This is a genomic window from Psychrobacillus antarcticus, from assembly GCF_029533155.1.
Lineage (GTDB): Bacteria > Bacillota > Bacilli > Bacillales_A > Planococcaceae > Psychrobacillus > Psychrobacillus antarcticus.
In genome coordinates this window covers 1-17,733 of record NZ_JAIZDB010000029.1, presented here as the reverse complement: position 1 = coordinate 17,733, position 17,733 = coordinate 1, and the positions used below count along the sequence as shown (strand labels likewise).

16 protein-coding genes are annotated in these 17,733 nt (G+C 38.5%); 13 read left to right on the top strand and 3 right to left on the bottom strand.

What is annotated here, in order from left to right; translation table 11 throughout:
* Positions 1-57: 57 nt before the first annotated feature.
* The 3 genes from LDK52_RS15000 to LDK52_RS14990 all read right to left on the bottom strand — a co-directional run bounded on the left by LDK52_RS15000 (position 58) and on the right by LDK52_RS14990 (position 4,887).
* Positions 58-2,769 (bottom strand): DEAD/DEAH box helicase, encoded by a 2,712-nt coding sequence (locus LDK52_RS15000; protein ID WP_277586757.1) that lies wholly within the window; start codon positions 2,767-2,769, stop codon positions 58-60.
* Positions 2,766-4,346 carry a hypothetical protein gene (locus LDK52_RS14995; RefSeq protein ID WP_277586756.1) on the bottom strand — a complete coding sequence of 527 codons (1,581 nt, stop codon included), beginning with the start codon at positions 4,344-4,346 and terminating at the stop codon, positions 2,766-2,768. The genes LDK52_RS15000 and LDK52_RS14995 overlap by 4 nt, the downstream gene beginning before the upstream one ends.
* A 142-nt stretch (positions 4,347-4,488) precedes the next feature.
* Positions 4,489-4,887 carry a helix-turn-helix domain-containing protein gene (locus LDK52_RS14990; RefSeq protein ID WP_277586755.1) on the bottom strand — a complete coding sequence of 133 codons (399 nt, stop codon included), beginning with the start codon at positions 4,885-4,887 and terminating at the stop codon, positions 4,489-4,491.
* A gap of 259 nt (positions 4,888-5,146) precedes the next feature.
* Between LDK52_RS14990 and LDK52_RS14985 the strand changes: the two genes are divergently transcribed.
* The 13 genes from LDK52_RS14985 to LDK52_RS14925 all read left to right on the top strand — a co-directional run.
* On the top strand, positions 5,147-5,428 hold the full coding sequence (locus LDK52_RS14985) for a hypothetical protein (RefSeq protein WP_277586754.1): 282 nt from the start codon (positions 5,147-5,149) through the stop codon (positions 5,426-5,428).
* A gap of 812 nt (positions 5,429-6,240) precedes the next feature.
* The gene (locus LDK52_RS14980; RefSeq protein WP_277586753.1) at positions 6,241-6,681 is read left to right on the top strand and encodes a transcriptional regulator; all 441 of its coding nucleotides are present in this window, start codon (positions 6,241-6,243) and stop codon (positions 6,679-6,681) included.
* A gap of 398 nt (positions 6,682-7,079) precedes the next feature.
* A complete protein-coding gene (locus tag LDK52_RS14975; protein WP_277586752.1) occupies positions 7,080-7,892 on the top strand; it encodes a flagellin N-terminal helical domain-containing protein in 813 nt (270 codons plus the stop codon).
* A 183-nt stretch (positions 7,893-8,075) separates the two neighbouring features.
* Positions 8,076-9,449 carry a S41 family peptidase gene (locus LDK52_RS14970; protein ID WP_277586751.1) on the top strand — a complete coding sequence of 458 codons (1,374 nt, stop codon included), beginning with the start codon at positions 8,076-8,078 and terminating at the stop codon, positions 9,447-9,449.
* A gap of 16 nt (positions 9,450-9,465) precedes the next feature.
* On the top strand, positions 9,466-10,146 hold the full coding sequence (locus LDK52_RS14965; RefSeq protein WP_277586750.1) for a hypothetical protein: 681 nt from the start codon (positions 9,466-9,468) through the stop codon (positions 10,144-10,146).
* Positions 10,143-11,402, top strand: coding sequence for an efflux RND transporter periplasmic adaptor subunit (locus LDK52_RS14960; RefSeq protein WP_277586749.1), 1,260 nt, complete (start codon positions 10,143-10,145; stop codon positions 11,400-11,402). The genes LDK52_RS14965 and LDK52_RS14960 overlap by 4 nt, the downstream gene beginning before the upstream one ends.
* A 549-nt stretch (positions 11,403-11,951) precedes the next feature.
* Positions 11,952-12,212, top strand: a complete 261-nt coding sequence (locus LDK52_RS14955) for a YhdT family protein (RefSeq protein ID WP_277586748.1) — start codon at positions 11,952-11,954, stop codon at positions 12,210-12,212.
* Entirely contained in the window at positions 12,209-13,657 is a 1,449-nt protein-coding gene (panF, locus tag LDK52_RS14950) for a sodium/pantothenate symporter (protein ID WP_277586747.1), read from the top strand. Before LDK52_RS14955 ends, panF begins: the two co-directional genes overlap by 4 nt.
* 11 nt (positions 13,658-13,668) lie before the next feature.
* Positions 13,669-14,574 carry a DMT family transporter gene (locus tag LDK52_RS14945; RefSeq protein ID WP_277586746.1) on the top strand — a complete coding sequence of 302 codons (906 nt, stop codon included), beginning with the start codon at positions 13,669-13,671 and terminating at the stop codon, positions 14,572-14,574.
* 167 nt (positions 14,575-14,741) lie between these two features.
* The gene (locus LDK52_RS14940) at positions 14,742-15,119 is read left to right on the top strand and encodes a hypothetical protein (protein WP_277586745.1); all 378 of its coding nucleotides are present in this window, start codon (positions 14,742-14,744) and stop codon (positions 15,117-15,119) included.
* A gap of 261 nt (positions 15,120-15,380) precedes the next feature.
* On the top strand, positions 15,381-16,070 hold the full coding sequence (locus LDK52_RS14935; protein ID WP_277586744.1) for a hypothetical protein: 690 nt from the start codon (positions 15,381-15,383) through the stop codon (positions 16,068-16,070).
* A 175-nt stretch (positions 16,071-16,245) separates the two neighbouring features.
* Complete coding sequence (sigI, locus tag LDK52_RS14930) at positions 16,246-16,989, top strand: RNA polymerase sigma-I factor (RefSeq protein ID WP_277586743.1); 744 nt, start codon at positions 16,246-16,248, stop codon at positions 16,987-16,989.
* On the top strand, positions 16,986-17,733 hold a 748-nt coding region (locus LDK52_RS14925; protein WP_422662708.1), incomplete at its 3' end, for an anti-sigma factor domain-containing protein. The genes sigI and LDK52_RS14925, both read left to right, overlap by 4 nt.

Genomic DNA, 17,733 nt, shown 5'->3' with positions numbered 1-17,733 from the left:
AAAGAGGAAAAACCCTGACCGTAATTTTTCCTTGGTCAGGGTTTTAATAAAAAATTATTAAATAGACAGTGTGAGTAACTCTTTTATGTCATTATCTGACATCTCCGTAATCCACTGACTAGAATGGATTAAATCCTCTGATAGCGCTTGTTTCTCAACTAAGAGCTTATCAATTTTTTCTTCAATTGTTCCAATGGTGATGAACTTATGGACATGAACAAAGTTCGTTTGCCCAATACGATAGGCACGATCGGTTGCTTGGTTTTCAACTGCAGGATTCCACCATCGGTCGGCATGGAGCACATGGCTTGCCGCGGTTAAGTTTAGTCCAGTTCCCCCAGCCTTCAACGACAATAAAAACACCGGAAACTCTTTTGCCTGGAATGCTTCCACCAAATGGTCACGCTGATTTTTAGGCATGCTACCAGTCAAAAATGGAGCATCAATTTCATAAAGCTCAGTTAAACAATGCTGAAGTAAGTGACCCATCCCGATATATTGAGTAAAGATCAAACATTGCTCACCACGTGCAGCAATTTCCCCAGCAAGCGTCACAATTTGGGCTAGCTTTTCGGACCGCTCAAGCATATTCTCCGCATCATCAAAGGGCTCTTTTAAATAGAGAGCAGGGTGATTACAAAGTTGCTTAAGCTTGCTAAGCATTTTTAAAATAAGACCCTTTTTCTCAAACCCAGTAAGTGTGTCGAGCTTACTAACGGTCTCTTGTATAAGTGATTCATACAAAGCTGCCTGCTCTGTAGTAAGTGCGCAGTATTCTCGTTGCTCCAGCTTTTCCGGTAAGTTAAGCTGCAACTCTGGATCCTGTTTCGTTCTTCTCAATAGGAAAGGCTGGATTTTCACTCGTAATTTATGCTTTGTTGCATCGGAATTATCTCGTTCAATAGGTGCGATGTAATTTTCTTGGAACTTACGGAACGAACCTAAATAACCTTTATGGATAAAATCAAAGATAGACCATAGCTCTGATAATCTATTTTCCACAGGCGTACCAGTCAGCGCAATATGATGCGCCCCAGTTAACTTTCGAATAGCGCGTGATTGTTTTGTATGCATATTTTTAATGTTCTGTGCTTCATCTAGCGTAATACTGGTCCATGTAACTTCAGAAAGTGAATGGATATCCTGCATAGCAGTCCCAAATGTAGTTAGAACGACATCGCTTGTCATATCAATTTCTTTTGTTCTAGTAGCTCCATAATGTGTTTGCACTTTAAGGGAAGGAGCAAATTTCGCAATTTCTTTTTGCCAGTTTCCTAACACGGAAGTAGGACAAATAATGAGAGACGGTGTTGATTGCTCCGTATTTTGATGGACATTCAGTAAATAAGCTATTAATTGTACGGTTTTTCCGAGCCCCATATCATCCGCAAGACAGGCTCCAAATTTTTCATTTCGCATAAAGACAAGCCATTCTAATCCTTGCTGCTGGTATGGACGTAAAGTCGTTAATAAGTTAGGTGAAATCTCTACGGAAGGATAACCCTTTTTCTCCGAAAGCTCTTTCAGAAGTGTTTGTAATGAGTTTTGCATTTCAAATGCAAATAACGGATCCACATCCGATTCCTCATCGTCATCAAGTGCAAGTGCAAGCTCTTCAGGAATTTCGCGGAACAGCAGTTCTTTCACAGTCCAATTCTCATCCTCAGATTTTCTTATAAGCTCACGAACTTCATGCATCCAAGCCGAATCAATACGGAACCATTCATTGCCAGCCTGTATAAAGGAACGATTTTCATTTACCATTTGTTGAAACTCATCGGCCGAAATCTCTTGGCCATTTAAAGAAAAACTCCAGTTAAATTGCAGTATTTCATTTAGACCAGCAGTAGTTTTATAAGAATTTGCTGTCTTAGCGATCGTTTTCACGCGCATTTTTGTATCTTTTACTGCCTTCAGCCAAGCTGGAAGAACAATCTCAAATCCAAGTGCTTGAAGTTTCACTAAGTCATCACGAAGAAACATTCGCACTTCTTCATCAGTTAAGGTAGAAGAATAGAATGTTTCTGTGTTTGTTTGATCGATGGAAGAAACAAGAGTAAACATTTTAGACTGTGTTTCCTCTATAAAATCACTAAATTCAAACCATTTATCTGGTAGAGCCTGACTAATGGGTAATGATTTCTTTCGATAGGCAGGTGTCCAGTAAACGCTGCTTTTTTTCCCACGAACTACGGTTTCTAGCAGCCATGTATCCTCGAGTGCCTCTGGTTCTGACAACCTAAGTGCAACTAATAAGCTTGGATGAGTAGCCTGAGACTTGATTGGCCATCCACCTCGCTGGAAAAACGGTATTAGAGGTTCTATATCCTCCATTGATAGACCAGCTTGAAAAAGTTTTTGTTTAACAGCATTCACAAGGAGTGCTTGCCCACTTTCATCTATTGGAGCAGTAACTTTGAGTTCATTTCCTTCTACATTTATGAAATTCCATAAGTCAGGAGTTGCCCAAACTTTTGCTGTATCTTTAAATGTTTCTAACCATTTTTTAGAATCATCATTGATACCGTCAAATAAAGTGAATGGATTCATTTTTTTTGAAAAAAGTTCAACTAATTCAACGGGAGTGGCGATTAATGCATCATCTTCAATTTGAGCATTGAGGCCAAAATAGCTTTCTCGATGATTCAAATAAAGGGATGGGACCCACTTTTCAGCAGGTATATTTATAGAAACTAAGCGGAACTGCCCGGTTTCTAATGGATGAATATTCAAAGAAAATTCTTTTGTAATAGATAAAGGCTGAGTCATAATGGCAGGTTTCCTTTCTCTATTTCTTGTTGCAGTGCACGAAGACGGCGATACTTTTCACGGACATTTTCTACGTAAGCATTCCAATAATCCGTGTCATTCGATTTTTTAGCAACTTGCTTCATTTTTTTCCAAATCCGAACGGCCTGTTTGTAGCTATAGCGGTTTTTTTCCTGTACGAAACGCATCGCATAGTGATGATAAAGTGGAAGCAACATCTCTGGAGCTTCTTCCTTTATAATCGAAAGTCCACATGCTTCTGCATACTCTAGGGAGGAATTAGCCGATTGATGGAGAGCCACCCAATCATAATAACGCTTTTCCTTAATGAGTAAGTTCGAATAAGACTGTAGGCCATACATTCCAAAAGATTGATATACTTTTTCTAACTCTGTAGGCTGCAACTGAACTGTATCAAACAATAGCTCTAATCTCCGAATGAGTATAACACGAGACGGATTTTGTATTACTTCGTTTAAGTAATATGAAACATGAGGCAGTAGCTTGCGAACTAGGTTTGTTCCTAATTCTTTTTTGCCATTATGAAGCGCTTTTTCACATACTTCTATCCATGCAAGTAATTGGTTTCCCTCCATTTGTTCCGCAGCCAATAATAGTTCATCGGTCATGGACAAGGTTAGGTAAAAATATGGTAGTACCATATTTAACGGAATACCATCTTCTACCGTATCTAGAGACTCTAAGTATTTCACTTCCTGCATTCTTTTATTCTTGTCTGTTACGAGCGCATCCCAAAATGACAGATACACTTGCTTTCTATACTGCACAAGGTTTTCCATATCAAAGTAAAAGTGATTAACTCGCACCATAATTTCATCGTAAAAGGCATCTGCTGCAAACATCCGTGGCTTCGATGATAGTTGGTTTAGATGATCATTCAGCTCAGCTAAGTATTCATTTAAAAAATGAACCACTCTGTTTTGCATATTAGATTGTGCAAGTGGTTCAATATATGGCCAAGACTTTATGAGTATAGATAGTTCCACATACACGTCAAAAATAGGCTGCCACTCTCGTTCAAATGGACGGGACTTTCTAATTTGCGATTTCAAATCATGAATAGCAAATTCAAGTAAATAAAAACTAGTAGGTGGGTAATTGGCGATAAATTTACGGAAAAAGTTTTCAACAATAATATCCCAACTTCTCGGACTGCGTTCATCCTTTAGCAAAGTCAATTGCGCCTGGTCGGCCAGTGAACGCCATTCAGAAATCCATGAAGACAAGGAATTCGTTTGCTGGTACAAATAAAAAACAGCTGCCACCATATGTCTACACGGCTTATGGATAGGACAAGGGCAGTGAAAATTATCTTTTGTAATATGATAATTCACTTCAATATTCGTCACATCGCGTATGGTAAAGTCGACCCGATGCTCTTGAGGTGAATAATTCGTAATAGAAACAGCGCCGTTACGCACAAAAAAAGCAGCACGACGAACAAGCTCCTCATCCTCTAACATAGAGGGATGTAGCTTTTTCGAAATTGTATCCATAGATTGGTGAATCTGTTTATTATAATGGGTTGCAAGTTTTTGATATGAAGTAAGGTTCAAACAGATCTCTCCTAAGAAAAAAAGCTTTCCTTCCATTATACGTTTAAAACCCACTGATTAAAAGCCGAAGCTAAAACAAATTGTCTAAAAGGCGGCGTAATAACAGAAAAAGCCTTTACTTATCGCAATGTAAGTAAAAGCTTTAATCTCTTTTCAATCGATTTAATATGTACTTTCTTCGTTCTTTGTCACTTTCGGCAAAATGAACAATATCCATCGTAAAATCACGATATTCTTTCAAGTGAATGATTTCATTCACATATTCCTCTTGAAAATTTTCTATGTATCTTTCTTTACTTTCTCTAGCTTCTAAGATTGGATTTTCGCTTTTATAGCGTTTATCTTGGAGCATATATAAAAATTGATCATCTGGAATTTTGTATTTTTCTTTTATTTTCGTTAGCAACTCGATAGATATACCAAGATCGCCTTTTTCATATTTTGATAATGCGGAATGATCAATACCTAGAATCTTAGCAGCTTCTATTTGTGTAATGTCTAGTTTTTCACGATAAGCACGCAAATGCTCCCAAAATGCCATATTCATCCCTCCCATATACAATGCAAGGATAGCGAAATTAGAAGAATAATGAATAAAAATCGCCAAATTGGAGATATGTATAAATACGATGAGGATATATAGTATAAAAGATATACATCCACTAACAATTATGAGAAATATAGGAATAATTATAATGTAAAAGGAAGTGATAGCTATCGAAAGATTACAATTTTACATACCGTCCTTATTTGAGTACCAGGATAAGCATTCAAGAAAAAACGAGAAAGAAATAAAGGTTGTGGGCGTTAAGAAGAAGTATATAGCGTATTTTAGTGGATATCGTGAAAAAGAGATGACTCATATTGAGCAAATTGTTGCAGAGGATTTCACCGTTTATGATTTACAACTCGATTATAAAGCTAACCTCTTATCTTTTTATCTGGAACACGAAGGGGAGCTCAACCAAACAAAAGTATTAGAAAAAGTATTCCAAACGTTTATCGTTGAATACAACCCCAAAATATTCGGCTATTTCACCATAGCCAAAGGAAGAAATAGACCAACAACTCTTCGTAAATAGAAGGACCTTCCAAAAGCGGATGCAGCGTGCATTCGTTTTTTTGCAGATTAAGTATATAAAAACGTCCTGTGTAAACTGGGTTCGTAATACTTTAAAGAATGGATAATACTACTGATTTCCGTTACATGTGGAGAACAAAGGCTAAGTGCGCCACCTCCTGTGGCAACGCTAACGAAATTTCATCTTCGGGTCCGCACGATGCGAGTCAGGCAGTCGTTGCGAAATATTTTTTTATTTTGCGACGAACTTTGCGCAGGAGCACCACTGTCGCCTATTTAGACTGTCATCATCTTGCCTCTATTAATAGGAAATTAGCTTTTCTCTAATTAACAAAAATTGCACTAACGTGTTTCTAGAAGTTGTAGAAGGGCGACGGACAGAAAAACGCCATAAGATTACCGAGAAAAAAGATGCTGGTCGTGACTTCAGTCACGACCAGCATCTTTTAAAAAATCAAACGGTAATTATATAGCAATAAGTCTGTCCAAAGCCCTTCGAAAACAGTAGAAACAGATTTAGATCCTAAAGGACCGTGCGTTTTTTTCGTTCAGCAATTTTTCAATAGGACCATTCACTCTCTACATAAATTGGAAGATCCTTCCGTTTAGCGAGTAAATCACGCCTTGCCGCAAGTATTTAGATTACAGCCGCAAGTAAATCCACCAGCAACGCGAGTATCCACCTCCAAGCAGCGAGTAAATGAATTCCCGGCTGTTAAGTATATTTTTAGAGCCATTAACTACACGAAAAAGAGAAAATGTGATAAACTAATAATAATCAGAAAATTCCACCGAATGAAAGGAGAGGAGAATATGATACTTGTACAGTTAATGAAGCCGTTTTATACAAAGTATGAAGGGAACAGTATTAAGATGGTGTTTGCCTATCAGTACTTTTCCATTAGGAAAGATGAAGAGCTGTTTCATTTTATACCAGTAGATGGGAAGGAAATCATTTTAAATGCGCAGACATTGCAGGTAGAAAATTTATCGGAAGTATTTGTTTTTCAAAAAGGGAATAGGTTTATTAGACTTCCGCTCTATCAATTATTGCTTGTGTCCGATATTCATACACATTTACAAACGATTTTAGAAGAAGCCAACCAAGTCGACACGCAGGATGTATCCGTAGTAGGAACGGAAGAAGTCATTCAATTACTCGAGCAACAAAATGTAGAGCGCATGATTGATTTTGCTTTAACTACAAGAGACGAATCATTGTTCAATAAACTACTAAAGTATAAAGAAAATTAACGGAGGCTTTTACATTGTATAATTTACTAAAATAGAAAACACCTACCGAATAGCTAATTTCGATAGGTGTTTTTATGTGCTATCCAATTTACTAAGACGTAAAAAAGTAGAGGAACAGCACAAATCCACTTGAGCCGAGCACCCCAAACCAAATGTCCCCCCAACTAAATCCAAACTTGTCGATTTTCATTAACAAAAACTCCTTTCTTGTCAATTTCCCGGGAAATAACTCGATTTTTAAATTAATTATAAAAAAATTTCAAAACTTACATTAATATTCTCCTAAACTAGAAGGAATTAATCATTTTTACTCGAATCAATATTAGATTCCTCCAAAATTGAAATATATTACAATTTGGACGATATAAAGATAAAAGAATCAAAAAGGAGCTGAGATGATGCTTGGAAATTGGAATGCTACTGGACTAACTATTTTACGGAACATGAACTCTCAATGGACAATGGTAAATAAGTCCATGGAACGCATTTCTTCTGGGTATCGTATCAACCGAGCCGGCGATGATCCTGCCGGTTTAGCTATTTCTGAAAAAATGCGCGCACAAATTCGGGGACTAGGACAGGCTTCGAGGAATATACAGGATGGGATTTCCCTTGTCCAAACTGCAGAGGGTGCACTAAATGAAACAAATTCTATTTTACAAAGAATGCGAGAGTTAAGTGTTCAAGCTGCAAATGACACGCTAACCGACAAGGACCGAAGTCAGTTAGCAATAGAATTTGATGAACTAAAAAAAGAAGTGTCTAGAATTTCAAAGGATACTGAGTTTAATACAAAGCCATTAATAGATGGATCTCAAACCTCTCTTAAAATTCAGGCGGGTGCTAATGCCGGACAAACTATCGAATTGTCATTTAGCAATATGGGTGCGACTAGTATTGGAATACAGAATTTATCCCTTTCTACGAGAGAAGATGCAGACAAAGCCATTGGAGAACTTGATAAAGCAATTCAAAAGGTATCGAGTGAACGCTCCAAAATGGGGGCTTATACAAATCGAATGGAACACGCGTATAATAATGTCGTTAATATGGAAGAAAATTTGACTGCGGCAGAATCTAGAATAAGAGATGTAGATATTGCAAAGGAAATGATGGCGCTCACTAAAGCTAGTATATTAATGCAAGCCAATCAATATGTTCTTAGCTTGCATATGCAACAAGCACAGGGAGTACTGCAACTACTCAAATAAAAAACGGCTATTATAATGATTGTTATATTTAAGTGATAGAAAATGCATGCTTTTATTGTGAATCCATCTAATCATTTTAATATTTCAGTTACTAATCCATTTAATAGTAAGCATAGAAATTTCTGCAGTTCTTGTAAATTTAAGCTATGATAGGTTTAGAGATATTCAAAAGGGGGAAATTGGATGAAGAGGTTTACTATCCTAGCAGCAATCATGATCGGATTAATCTCAGCACCGATTTCTACATTAGCAGCACCGCTTGATGAAGTGAAGAGTTTGCTCAGTACGCACTATAAAGGAGAACTTCCTTCTAATATAGATGAGTTAGATTCTATTGATGAGATAGTGGAGCAATTAGATCCCTACTCTACTTATTTTACGAGGGAAGAATTTGAAGCGTATACAAACTCCATCAATAATACGACGACTGGCATTGGTGTGATAATTGAGGAACATCCGAATGGCATTCAAATTATCAGCACGTTTGAAGGTGGAGCAGCTGGCCAAGCTGGAATTTTTCCTGGTGATATTATTCTGTCAGTCGATGGTATATCGACAATTGGGATGGCAATTCAACAAGCCTCTTCAATCATCAGTGGGAAGGAAGGAACCGCAGTACAACTACAGATTTTGAAAAGTAATAATACGAAACAAACGTATAATTTAACGCGCAAGAAATTTACAGTCCCTGTCGTAACAAAAGAGCTCTTAGCAGGAAATACTGGATATATAGGGATGAATTCATTTTCAGATGATGGGGCAGTCCTTGTTCAAAAAGCGAAAATAGAGCTTCAAAAGTTAGGTGCAACCTCGTTTATTTTAGACTTACGAAATAATGGAGGAGGATATGTACATACAGCAGAAGAACTTATCGGTCTATTTCCCAACAGTCCTGATGCGTTTACAATTATTACCACTAGCGAGTCTGCGTTAACTAAATCGACTAAACAAACCTCGTTATTTCCTGCAAACACCAAAGTACTAGTCAACGGATATAGCGCGAGTGCGTCTGAAATGACTGCAGCAGCTTTACTAGACCAAAACTCAGCATCCCTCTATGGGCAGACTACTTATGGAAAAGGTTCGATGCAATCATTTTTTAATCTTTCTGACGGATCAATTTTGAAGCTAACAATAGCAAACTTCACAGGTCCTAAAGGTACCCTCATTCACGAAATAGGCGTGAAGCCACATTACGAAACAGAGGTCGGTTACGAGCTAATACAAGCACATCTGGATGCATTAGTGGAAGTAAATAAAAACTATAAAAAGATGTCCGCATTACATAATGTACCGACAACGAAACAATTTACGATTACTTTTTCCAACAATGTAATACAAACTACAAAGCAAAGAGTGGAATTAGTAAAATTAGGAACGACCGACACCGTTCCCGTAACAATTGAACCAAAATCAGCTAAACAGTTCGTTGTCATACCAACAGCACCACTAGAAAAAGGAGCATCTTACCTACTACTCATACATCCTACTTTCCAAACGAATGCAGGAGTCATGATGAAAAATGGTGCTTATGTGGAAGTAACTGTTCAACCATAAGAGGGGGAACACTTGAATGTTTTTTGAATTTCGATTTTGGAAATATCTTTTCAATAGAAACGATCTCCTTGTATCCTTAAAGAATGATGCAACGATGCGAGACTTTCAGAGTCGCGTATGGTTCGTCGCGATTTTTGGGGTCCTAGTATACGCACTACGAGATATTTGGGGGTTACATACGGAAGATCTAACCGCTCTATTTGTCAGCGGCTATGAAGATACCTTTACGATTGCTAGAATCATCTCTTTAATAGGGACAATTTTTTGGTCTTTACTGTATATGGCCTTTCATTTCTTCGGAATGGCGTTTATTTTACATAAAATCACGAATGTCGAATTATCAAAAGTAGCGATACTTCAATTATTCGTCGTTGCATTTTTATTAATAGAAAAAGCATTTAACTTTTTCTTATATACTGTAGTTGGCTACGCAACGGATTACTCAGTACTCTCTTTTGGTCCGTTAGCTGCGACCTTTATTGAGCATTCCTATGTCAATTATTTTTTCAATGAATTATCTCTAATTACGGGATTAATAATCGCTATTCAGTTGCACTTTTTACGAGCATTTACAACAATGTCTACTCGTAATCTATTCCTAATATTAATAGCAATTCAAGTAATATTAGCACTGATAACAGCGGGCTTTGAAGTACTCCCAATTGAAACGTGGATCGAAGGGGGGCAAACCGAATGAATAAATGGTTAACTATCGGGATATCCATAGTTGTCGCTACTTTTATCGGGGCTAATGCGATCCTCATCTATTCAGACAAAAGTCAAATCAGTCGAACATTTTACGTGAGTGAATATGATCGGGTGAATGAAAATACGTATGCGGAAGAACTAGAAAAAGAATCTATTGTAGTTCCTGCCAATGAGCTGTCGGTTACGATAGATGTTGAAGCTGTAAATGATATCGTTGTCGCAGAAGGAGATTATGTGGAGGAAGGTACTGACCTTGCAACACTGAAGACGGATTCCGCAGAGGAACAGCGTTTACTGTGGGAAACAGAGCAACAGGCCTATATGCAGGAGCAGTCAGAGCTTCTTAGCATCATCAGCGATTTGGAATCCGAGCGTGATGGAGCAGATTCCAGTTCATCAAGCGACGGCCAGGCAACTGGTGGGACGGCAGACGAGATTGTGGATGTAAATGTTCAAGTCGACGTCAATGTATCCCAAGATGGTAATTTTGCTCAGGGCATAGCTGAAGCAAAGCAAAAACTGGCAGAAGTCGATCGTAAACTTCAAATTGTTGATGCGCAGCTTGCACAAGATTCAGGCGCTCTTTCTTTATTAAGCCCACTAAGTGGTACGGTTTCATCTATTGAAGAACGAAATGGAAAATATTTCATCCTTTTATACGGAAATGAAAAATCAGTTATCACTTACGTAAAAGAATCCGAATGGCATGATATGGAAGAAGGACAAAACGTAAAAAACTACTCAACCCATCGTGAAGGAGTAGTAGAAGGTAGTATTTTGGTAAAAACACAAGTACCTGCAAATGCATCCAAATGGCTAACAGCTTACGAACAGTTTGAGCGAAAAACTCACGAACCTGTCTACGAAGTTCGGATTCAGTTAGCAGAACAACTAGAAACCTTACCTTTTGCGGCAAATCTAAACTCAGTCATCATAACAAACCAAGCAGAAAATGCTGTACAAATAAAATCGCAGTGGCTACTAAACCGCTCTGACACAGTAGCGGAAGTATACACACTTTCGAGTGAAGGCAGAATCGCTCGTACACCTGTCACCGTGCCATTCGATTTGAAACAATATGCCATCCTTTCAGAAGGACTAAGCAATGGTAACGTCGTCCTCAACGCAGACCAAAAAACAGACGGTGCCGAAGCATTCCTACCATTCCCAGTAGACCTTCCAACCTGGAACAGCATCAAATCAATCAGCTGGAAAGACTACGTGAAATACTTAACCTACAAATAAATACTTAGAAACCAACCGGAAAGCATAGCGCCTTCCGGTTTTAAATTTGCTTTTACGAGAGAGCGAACTATGCCTATACGAGAGAGCAGACCATCTTTACGAGAGAGAATTCTAATCTAAACGAGAATGGTCAGGCTATGTGAGAGAGAACTACGCCTATGCGAGAGAGCGGACCACCTTTACGAGAGAGAATCCACTCTAAACGAGAATAGCCATGCTATACGAGAGAGAACTACGCCTATGCGAGAGAGTAGAGCATCTTTACGAGAGAGAGTCCACTCTATACGAGAATGGCCAGGCTATGCGAGAAAGAACTACGCCTATACGAGAGAGCAGACCATCTATACGAGAGAGAATCCACTCTATACGAGAATGGCCATGCTATACGAGAGCGAACTACGCCTATACGAGAGAGCCTAGCATCTATACGAGAGTAACTCAGCCGCATTCGAGAGACACCCCCCTCAACTTTTCACAAACCCCTATTAACAACTGAATTCATCTTGGTTATACTAGAGTGAAACAGTATGAACGGCAGGAGCGGATAAAATGGATCCTAGATTTAAGATTGCACATCGGGAGGCGTTGATTGGCGTTGCGTTGGCGATTGTGCACTTTATATGGTGGTTTGGTTTTGCGTATGGGCTTGGCTCGAAACCGGTAGAGGAGTATTCGTATATTCTCGGGTTTCCCGATTGGTTTTTTTATAGCTGTATTATGGGGTTTATTCTGGTGGCAATTACCGTTATTGTTCTTGTGAAATTCGTGCTGAAGGATGTTTCGTTAGAGGAAGAGGGGGATGAACGGTGAATATACAAGTTATCATCCCGATGGTCATCTTTCTTGCCATTATTTTTTTCATTGGCTTTTGGTCTAGTAAGAAATTAGAATCATCAACAGGCGGTTTTCTACAGGAGTATTTTCTAGGTGGGCGCGAGCTTGGCGGATTTGTGTTGGCCATGACAATGGTTGCTACGTACGGTAGTGCCTCGAGTTTCTTAGGAGGACCTGGAACTGCATACACGATGGGCCTTGGTTGGGTACTACTTTCCATGACTCAAGTAGTGACTGGTTATTTTGTTCTACTGATTCTTGGGAAGAAGTTTGCGATTTTAGCTCGAAAATATAACGCAATCACACTCATTGATTTTTTAAAGGTTCGCTATAGCAATAGTAAAGTGGTTGTATTACTTGCAGCAGCTAGTATCATTATCTTTTTATTTTCCGCAATGACAGCACAGTGGGTTGGTGGTGGCCGTTTGATCGAGTCGCTCACTGGCATGAAGTATACGACCGCATTATTTATTTTCGCTGTATCGGTACTAGTTTACGTAGTCATCGGTGGTTTCCGAGCAGTGGCAGTAACGGATGCTGTGCAAGGTGGTGTCATGGTTATTGGGACGCTCATACTACTAATCGCAGTTATTATCGCGGGTGGTGGAGTACCGAATATTATGCAGGATCTTTTGAACGAAAACCCAAATCTAGTGACGCCATACGGCAATGAAGGGAATCTATCTGCCGCCTATGTATCATCCTTTTGGATACTTGTAGGAGTAGGTGTTGTCGGACTCCCACAAATGGCAGTGCGCGCAATGTCCTACAAAAACACACGCTCCATGCATCGTGCGCTAGTGATCGGAACAATTGTCTCTGGTTTTATTATGCTGAATATGCATCTCATCGGTATTTTTGCTCGACCGATTATGCCCGGCATTGAAGTGGCAGACACTGTCATTCCGCTTGTTGCACTGAAAATTCTACCTGCATGGCTCGCTGGTATTGTACTTGCTGCGCCGCTTGCTGCAATTATGTCAACCGTAGATTCCCTACTCATTCTAGTGAGTTCTTCTATTGTGAAAGACGTTTATATAAACTATATCAATCCAAATGCAACCGAGAAAAAAGTAAAAATCTTAAGTTTTGGGGTAACAACTCTTTTAGGTTCCATCGTCTTCTTATTAGCACTGAATCCGCCAGAACTTTTAATCTTCTTAAACTTATTTGCTTTTGGGGGACTCGAGGCGGCCTTTATTTGGCCGGTCGTGCTTGGTTTGTACTGGCCATACGGCAATAAATACGGAGCAATCGCATCAATGATTACAGGAATTATTTCCTATATTGCACTCCATTTTTACAACAGTGCATACGGCAATCTATTTGACATTCATACAGTGGTAATCCCGGTTATCTTATCGTTACTTGCCTATGTATCATTCAGTTTATTGATCAATAAAACAAAATATATATTTTAAGGAGATCCCAGATGAAACAGTGGAAAATATATGCAATGCTCGTATTTGTCATGTTCGCTTGGGGAGCAAACGTATCACTACTCAAATATATGGTAGAAGAAGTATCACCCGTAACACTTACCGCATTTCGAATATTTGTGGCGGGCTTAGTCGTATTACCAATCTTATGGAAAATGAAACTACTACGTAAACCAATGCCTAGTGAATGGAAGTACATTTTACTCGGCACGCTCACCAATGTGGTAGTCCACCACTACTTTTTAAACATGGGATTGTCTATTACAAGCGCAACCCACGGAGGATTAATACTAGGAACTGGGCCAATGCTGACTGCAATTTCAGCGGCAATTATCTTGAAATATTTCCCTACAAGGATTCAGTGGTTAGGACTAGTATTTGGTCTAACTGGAATTGCAGTCTCGATCCTAGTAGGCAGTGAAACGATGGGAGCAAATCTAGGTGATTTCTATGTATTCCTATCGATATTCGTTCAGGTTCTAAGTTTTATGGTGGTGAGTAAAGCTGCTAAAACATTGGATCCACGACTACTTACGGTCTATATGCTACTGATCGGTTCGGTCATCCTTTTTATCATTAGCCTCATTCAAGAACCAGGTGCCATTAAGCAGTTTTCAACAACAACACCAACCTTTTGGATTATATTCTTAAGTTCCGCTGTCGTCTGTACTGCAATTGGTCACTTAATGTATAATTATGCTGTCGGTCAAGCTGGTGCAACAAAAGCAGCGATATTTATGAACTTAAACCCATTGTTTTCATTAATCATTTCCGCTCTTTTCTTAGGAGAAGTACTGCGCCTCAACCACTTCCTAGGCCTAATCTTAATCGTAACAGGCGTCATGCTAGGCTCAGGAGCAGCAGAGGATTTATGGAAAAAACGAAAACGAGTGGAATAATCGGTACTTTAACCCTAACATGTAAAATGAACGTAATACCAAAGTAATCTTAGCTCTCCATTTAACATTCCGCATATTGCCTGCTCCTAGGTGCAAAGTGTCCATATACACACTAAAACCTATAGCCTATAATCAAGTAAAAGCTACTTGGCAAAAGGAGCAATATAATGGACTTTCAAGAATTATTAAAACAGCTCAATAAAAGTATAGATAGTTTAGATTTAGTATCAGCCAGAAAGTATATCGAAGAAAATATCGAAGTATTAACAAAAAATAGACAGCTTTTGCGCGGAAATTCAAGGGCTATGTTTGATCTGATCAAACAGAAAAAAGATACAGGTGAAAAAGCCTTAAGCCGCCATGAAATAAACGTAATCTATTCGATAAACTCGTACGCTACTAAATTCGACCTCGTAGGTCTCAAACTAGTAGTGAACAACAACCCAGAACTCTTCATAAACGAAGGAATAAAAAATTACTTAAACGCAGATGCAAAAACACTACTCCAAGGCATGAACGTACTCCACAAAAACCCGAACGCATAAACAGCGTTCTTTTTTTATGCACTAATATTGGAAATTTATCCCGTTCCGCCAGTAAAAGCCACCTCTCCGCCAGTAAACACAACCAAAGAGCAAGTAACCCCCGCACGACCGCAAGTATCGACCAGTCGACCGCAAGTATTCACCGCACGACCGCAAGTAAAAATAAAGTTTTATCCACCCGACCCCCATAAAAAAGATAAGCCCTACGAATAACTAAGTGTCCGAACAAAAAGGACAAATACAACACGAGGTGATTAGACAATGCAGATGAAATTTAAGAAAACTGGAGCAGCTCTATTAGTAGCGACAATGACAGTAACGGGAGCAAGTTATGCTTGGGCAAACGAAAATCTGTTTGATACAGTAGATTTGAGCAAAGTACTTAATCAAAAAGAAACTGAAACTGTTGAAACACCGAAAACCACTACAACTGATACAACACCAGTAGTCACAACTGGCGATACGGTAGGAATGGATATTGAAATTCCTGAAGGATACACAGCTGGAAACTTAGCAGCACTTTCTAAAGCATACGAAAATGCTGGAAATGAAACTGCTAAAGCAGCAATTAAATCTAATGCAGAACGCGCAATTGCAAAATTTGAAGCTCAACAAAAAGAAGCTACTGAAACACCAAAACCAGAAACACCAAAACCAGAAGAACCTAAAGTAGAAACACCAAAACCAGAAGAACCTAAAGTAGAAGCACCAAAAACAGTGGAACCTGTTACAGAAACTCCTGTAGTAGAACCAGTTAAAGAAGAACCTGTAGTAAAACAACCAACAAAAGAAATCAAACAAGCTGAAAAAGAAGAAAGAAAAGCTCTACAAACAGAACAAAAAGAAGAACGGAAAGCACTACAAGCTGAACAAAAAGAAGAAAAGAAAGCATTGAAAGAAGAACACAAAGCTGAAAAACAACAAAACAAAAAGAACGAAAACCAAAAATAAATCCATTTATAATAAATAACTAACTATTATATGCAGAAGAAATAAATCGTGTAGATACTTTTAATTTCGTCTAGCAATCTAAAAAACTATCAAAACAAAAATAACACCGCTTTTCATTCTCCACTAAGCCTAGTACAATAATAGGCTAATGGAAATTTGGGAACGGAGGGTATGTATGCTCTTGTCAATTATGCAAGTTCTATTCAAAACAAAACAAAATATGCAAGAGCTTATAACAAAGGCGCAAGCAGGTGATAAGGAGGTTCTAAACGACCTCCTTCTTGCCCATACCCAATTTTCCAAAAAAACAGCCAGTTTCATATGTAAACGGGCGATTGACGAGCAAGATGAAGAATTCAGCATCGCATTAAATGGATGTCATGAAGCGATCAATGCATACAATCCAACTGAAAATACTTCCTTCCAAACATTTGCTCACTTAATAATAAAAAGACGCCTCATTGATTTTATTCGAAAAGAAACGGTTCGTAATAAAAAAGAACTACTCCTCGATTACGAGGAAAATGAGTCAGAAGATGACAATTTCTTATTAAAACAACTTGCAGTAACTACCTATTCGGAAGAACAATTTAAAGAAACAAGAAGAGAAGAACTTATAAAATACAGCAAATTATTAGCCACTTTTAACCTATCATTTGACGAACTAACAAAAGCAGCACCGAAACATGCGGATGCTAGAAAAACAGCCTTTCAAACGGCCCAAATTATCGCAGATTCAGAAGAACTATATACACTATTAATAAAAAACAAAAAACTACCTTTGAAAGAAATAGAAGCACTGGTGGAAGTCTCCAGAAAAACACTGGAACGGCAACGAAAATACATAATTGCAGTTGTACTTCTATTAAACAGTGATTTCGTTTACATAAAAGACTACGTGAAAGGAGAAATCATATGATGCGCAAATATAGAGGCATTGTTTGTGAAAAGAAGGCGACCTACTCTGTTTTCCTGACAGAAGATGGCGAGTTTCTTCGTGGAGTTCCACTTATTGCAACCGTTCAAATAGGCGAAGAAGCAGAGTTTCACTTAATTGCTTCTGCCAAACCCACAAAACGTTTGAAACCAATATTCATAGCACCAGCCTTAGTAGCAGCAGTCCTCCTCCTATTTTTAGTCGCATCTTGGTTTCCCAAAACCCCAACTGCTTACGCCCACATACAAGTGGAAGGTGATTCGACCATTGAAATCGGGGTAGATGAAGAGGGAAATGTAATTTCCGTACGCTCTTTGGATAACAAGAAAGTTGAATTGGATGAATGGCAAGGACTACCGGTGGAAGCTGTGTTAGTAAAAGCAGTAAAGGAAGTCGGCGCAACCAATCATAAAATCGATATGAAAACAGTCTATAAAAAACAGAACCAAAAAGAGCTAAACAAACGAATTGAACACGCAACAAAACAGATTCCTGAACCGAAAAAACAAAAGCCAGTAGAAAATAAAATCAAAACAAATGAATCATCTGAGAAATCAACTCAGCCTAAAATGAATAAAGAAACTAAAGAAACTAAAGAAACTAAAGAAACTAAAGAAACTAAAGAAACTAAAGAAACTAAAGAAACTAAAGAAACTAAAGAAACTAAAGAAACTAAAGAAACTAAAGAAACTAAAGAAACTAAAGAAACTAAAGAAACTAAAGAAA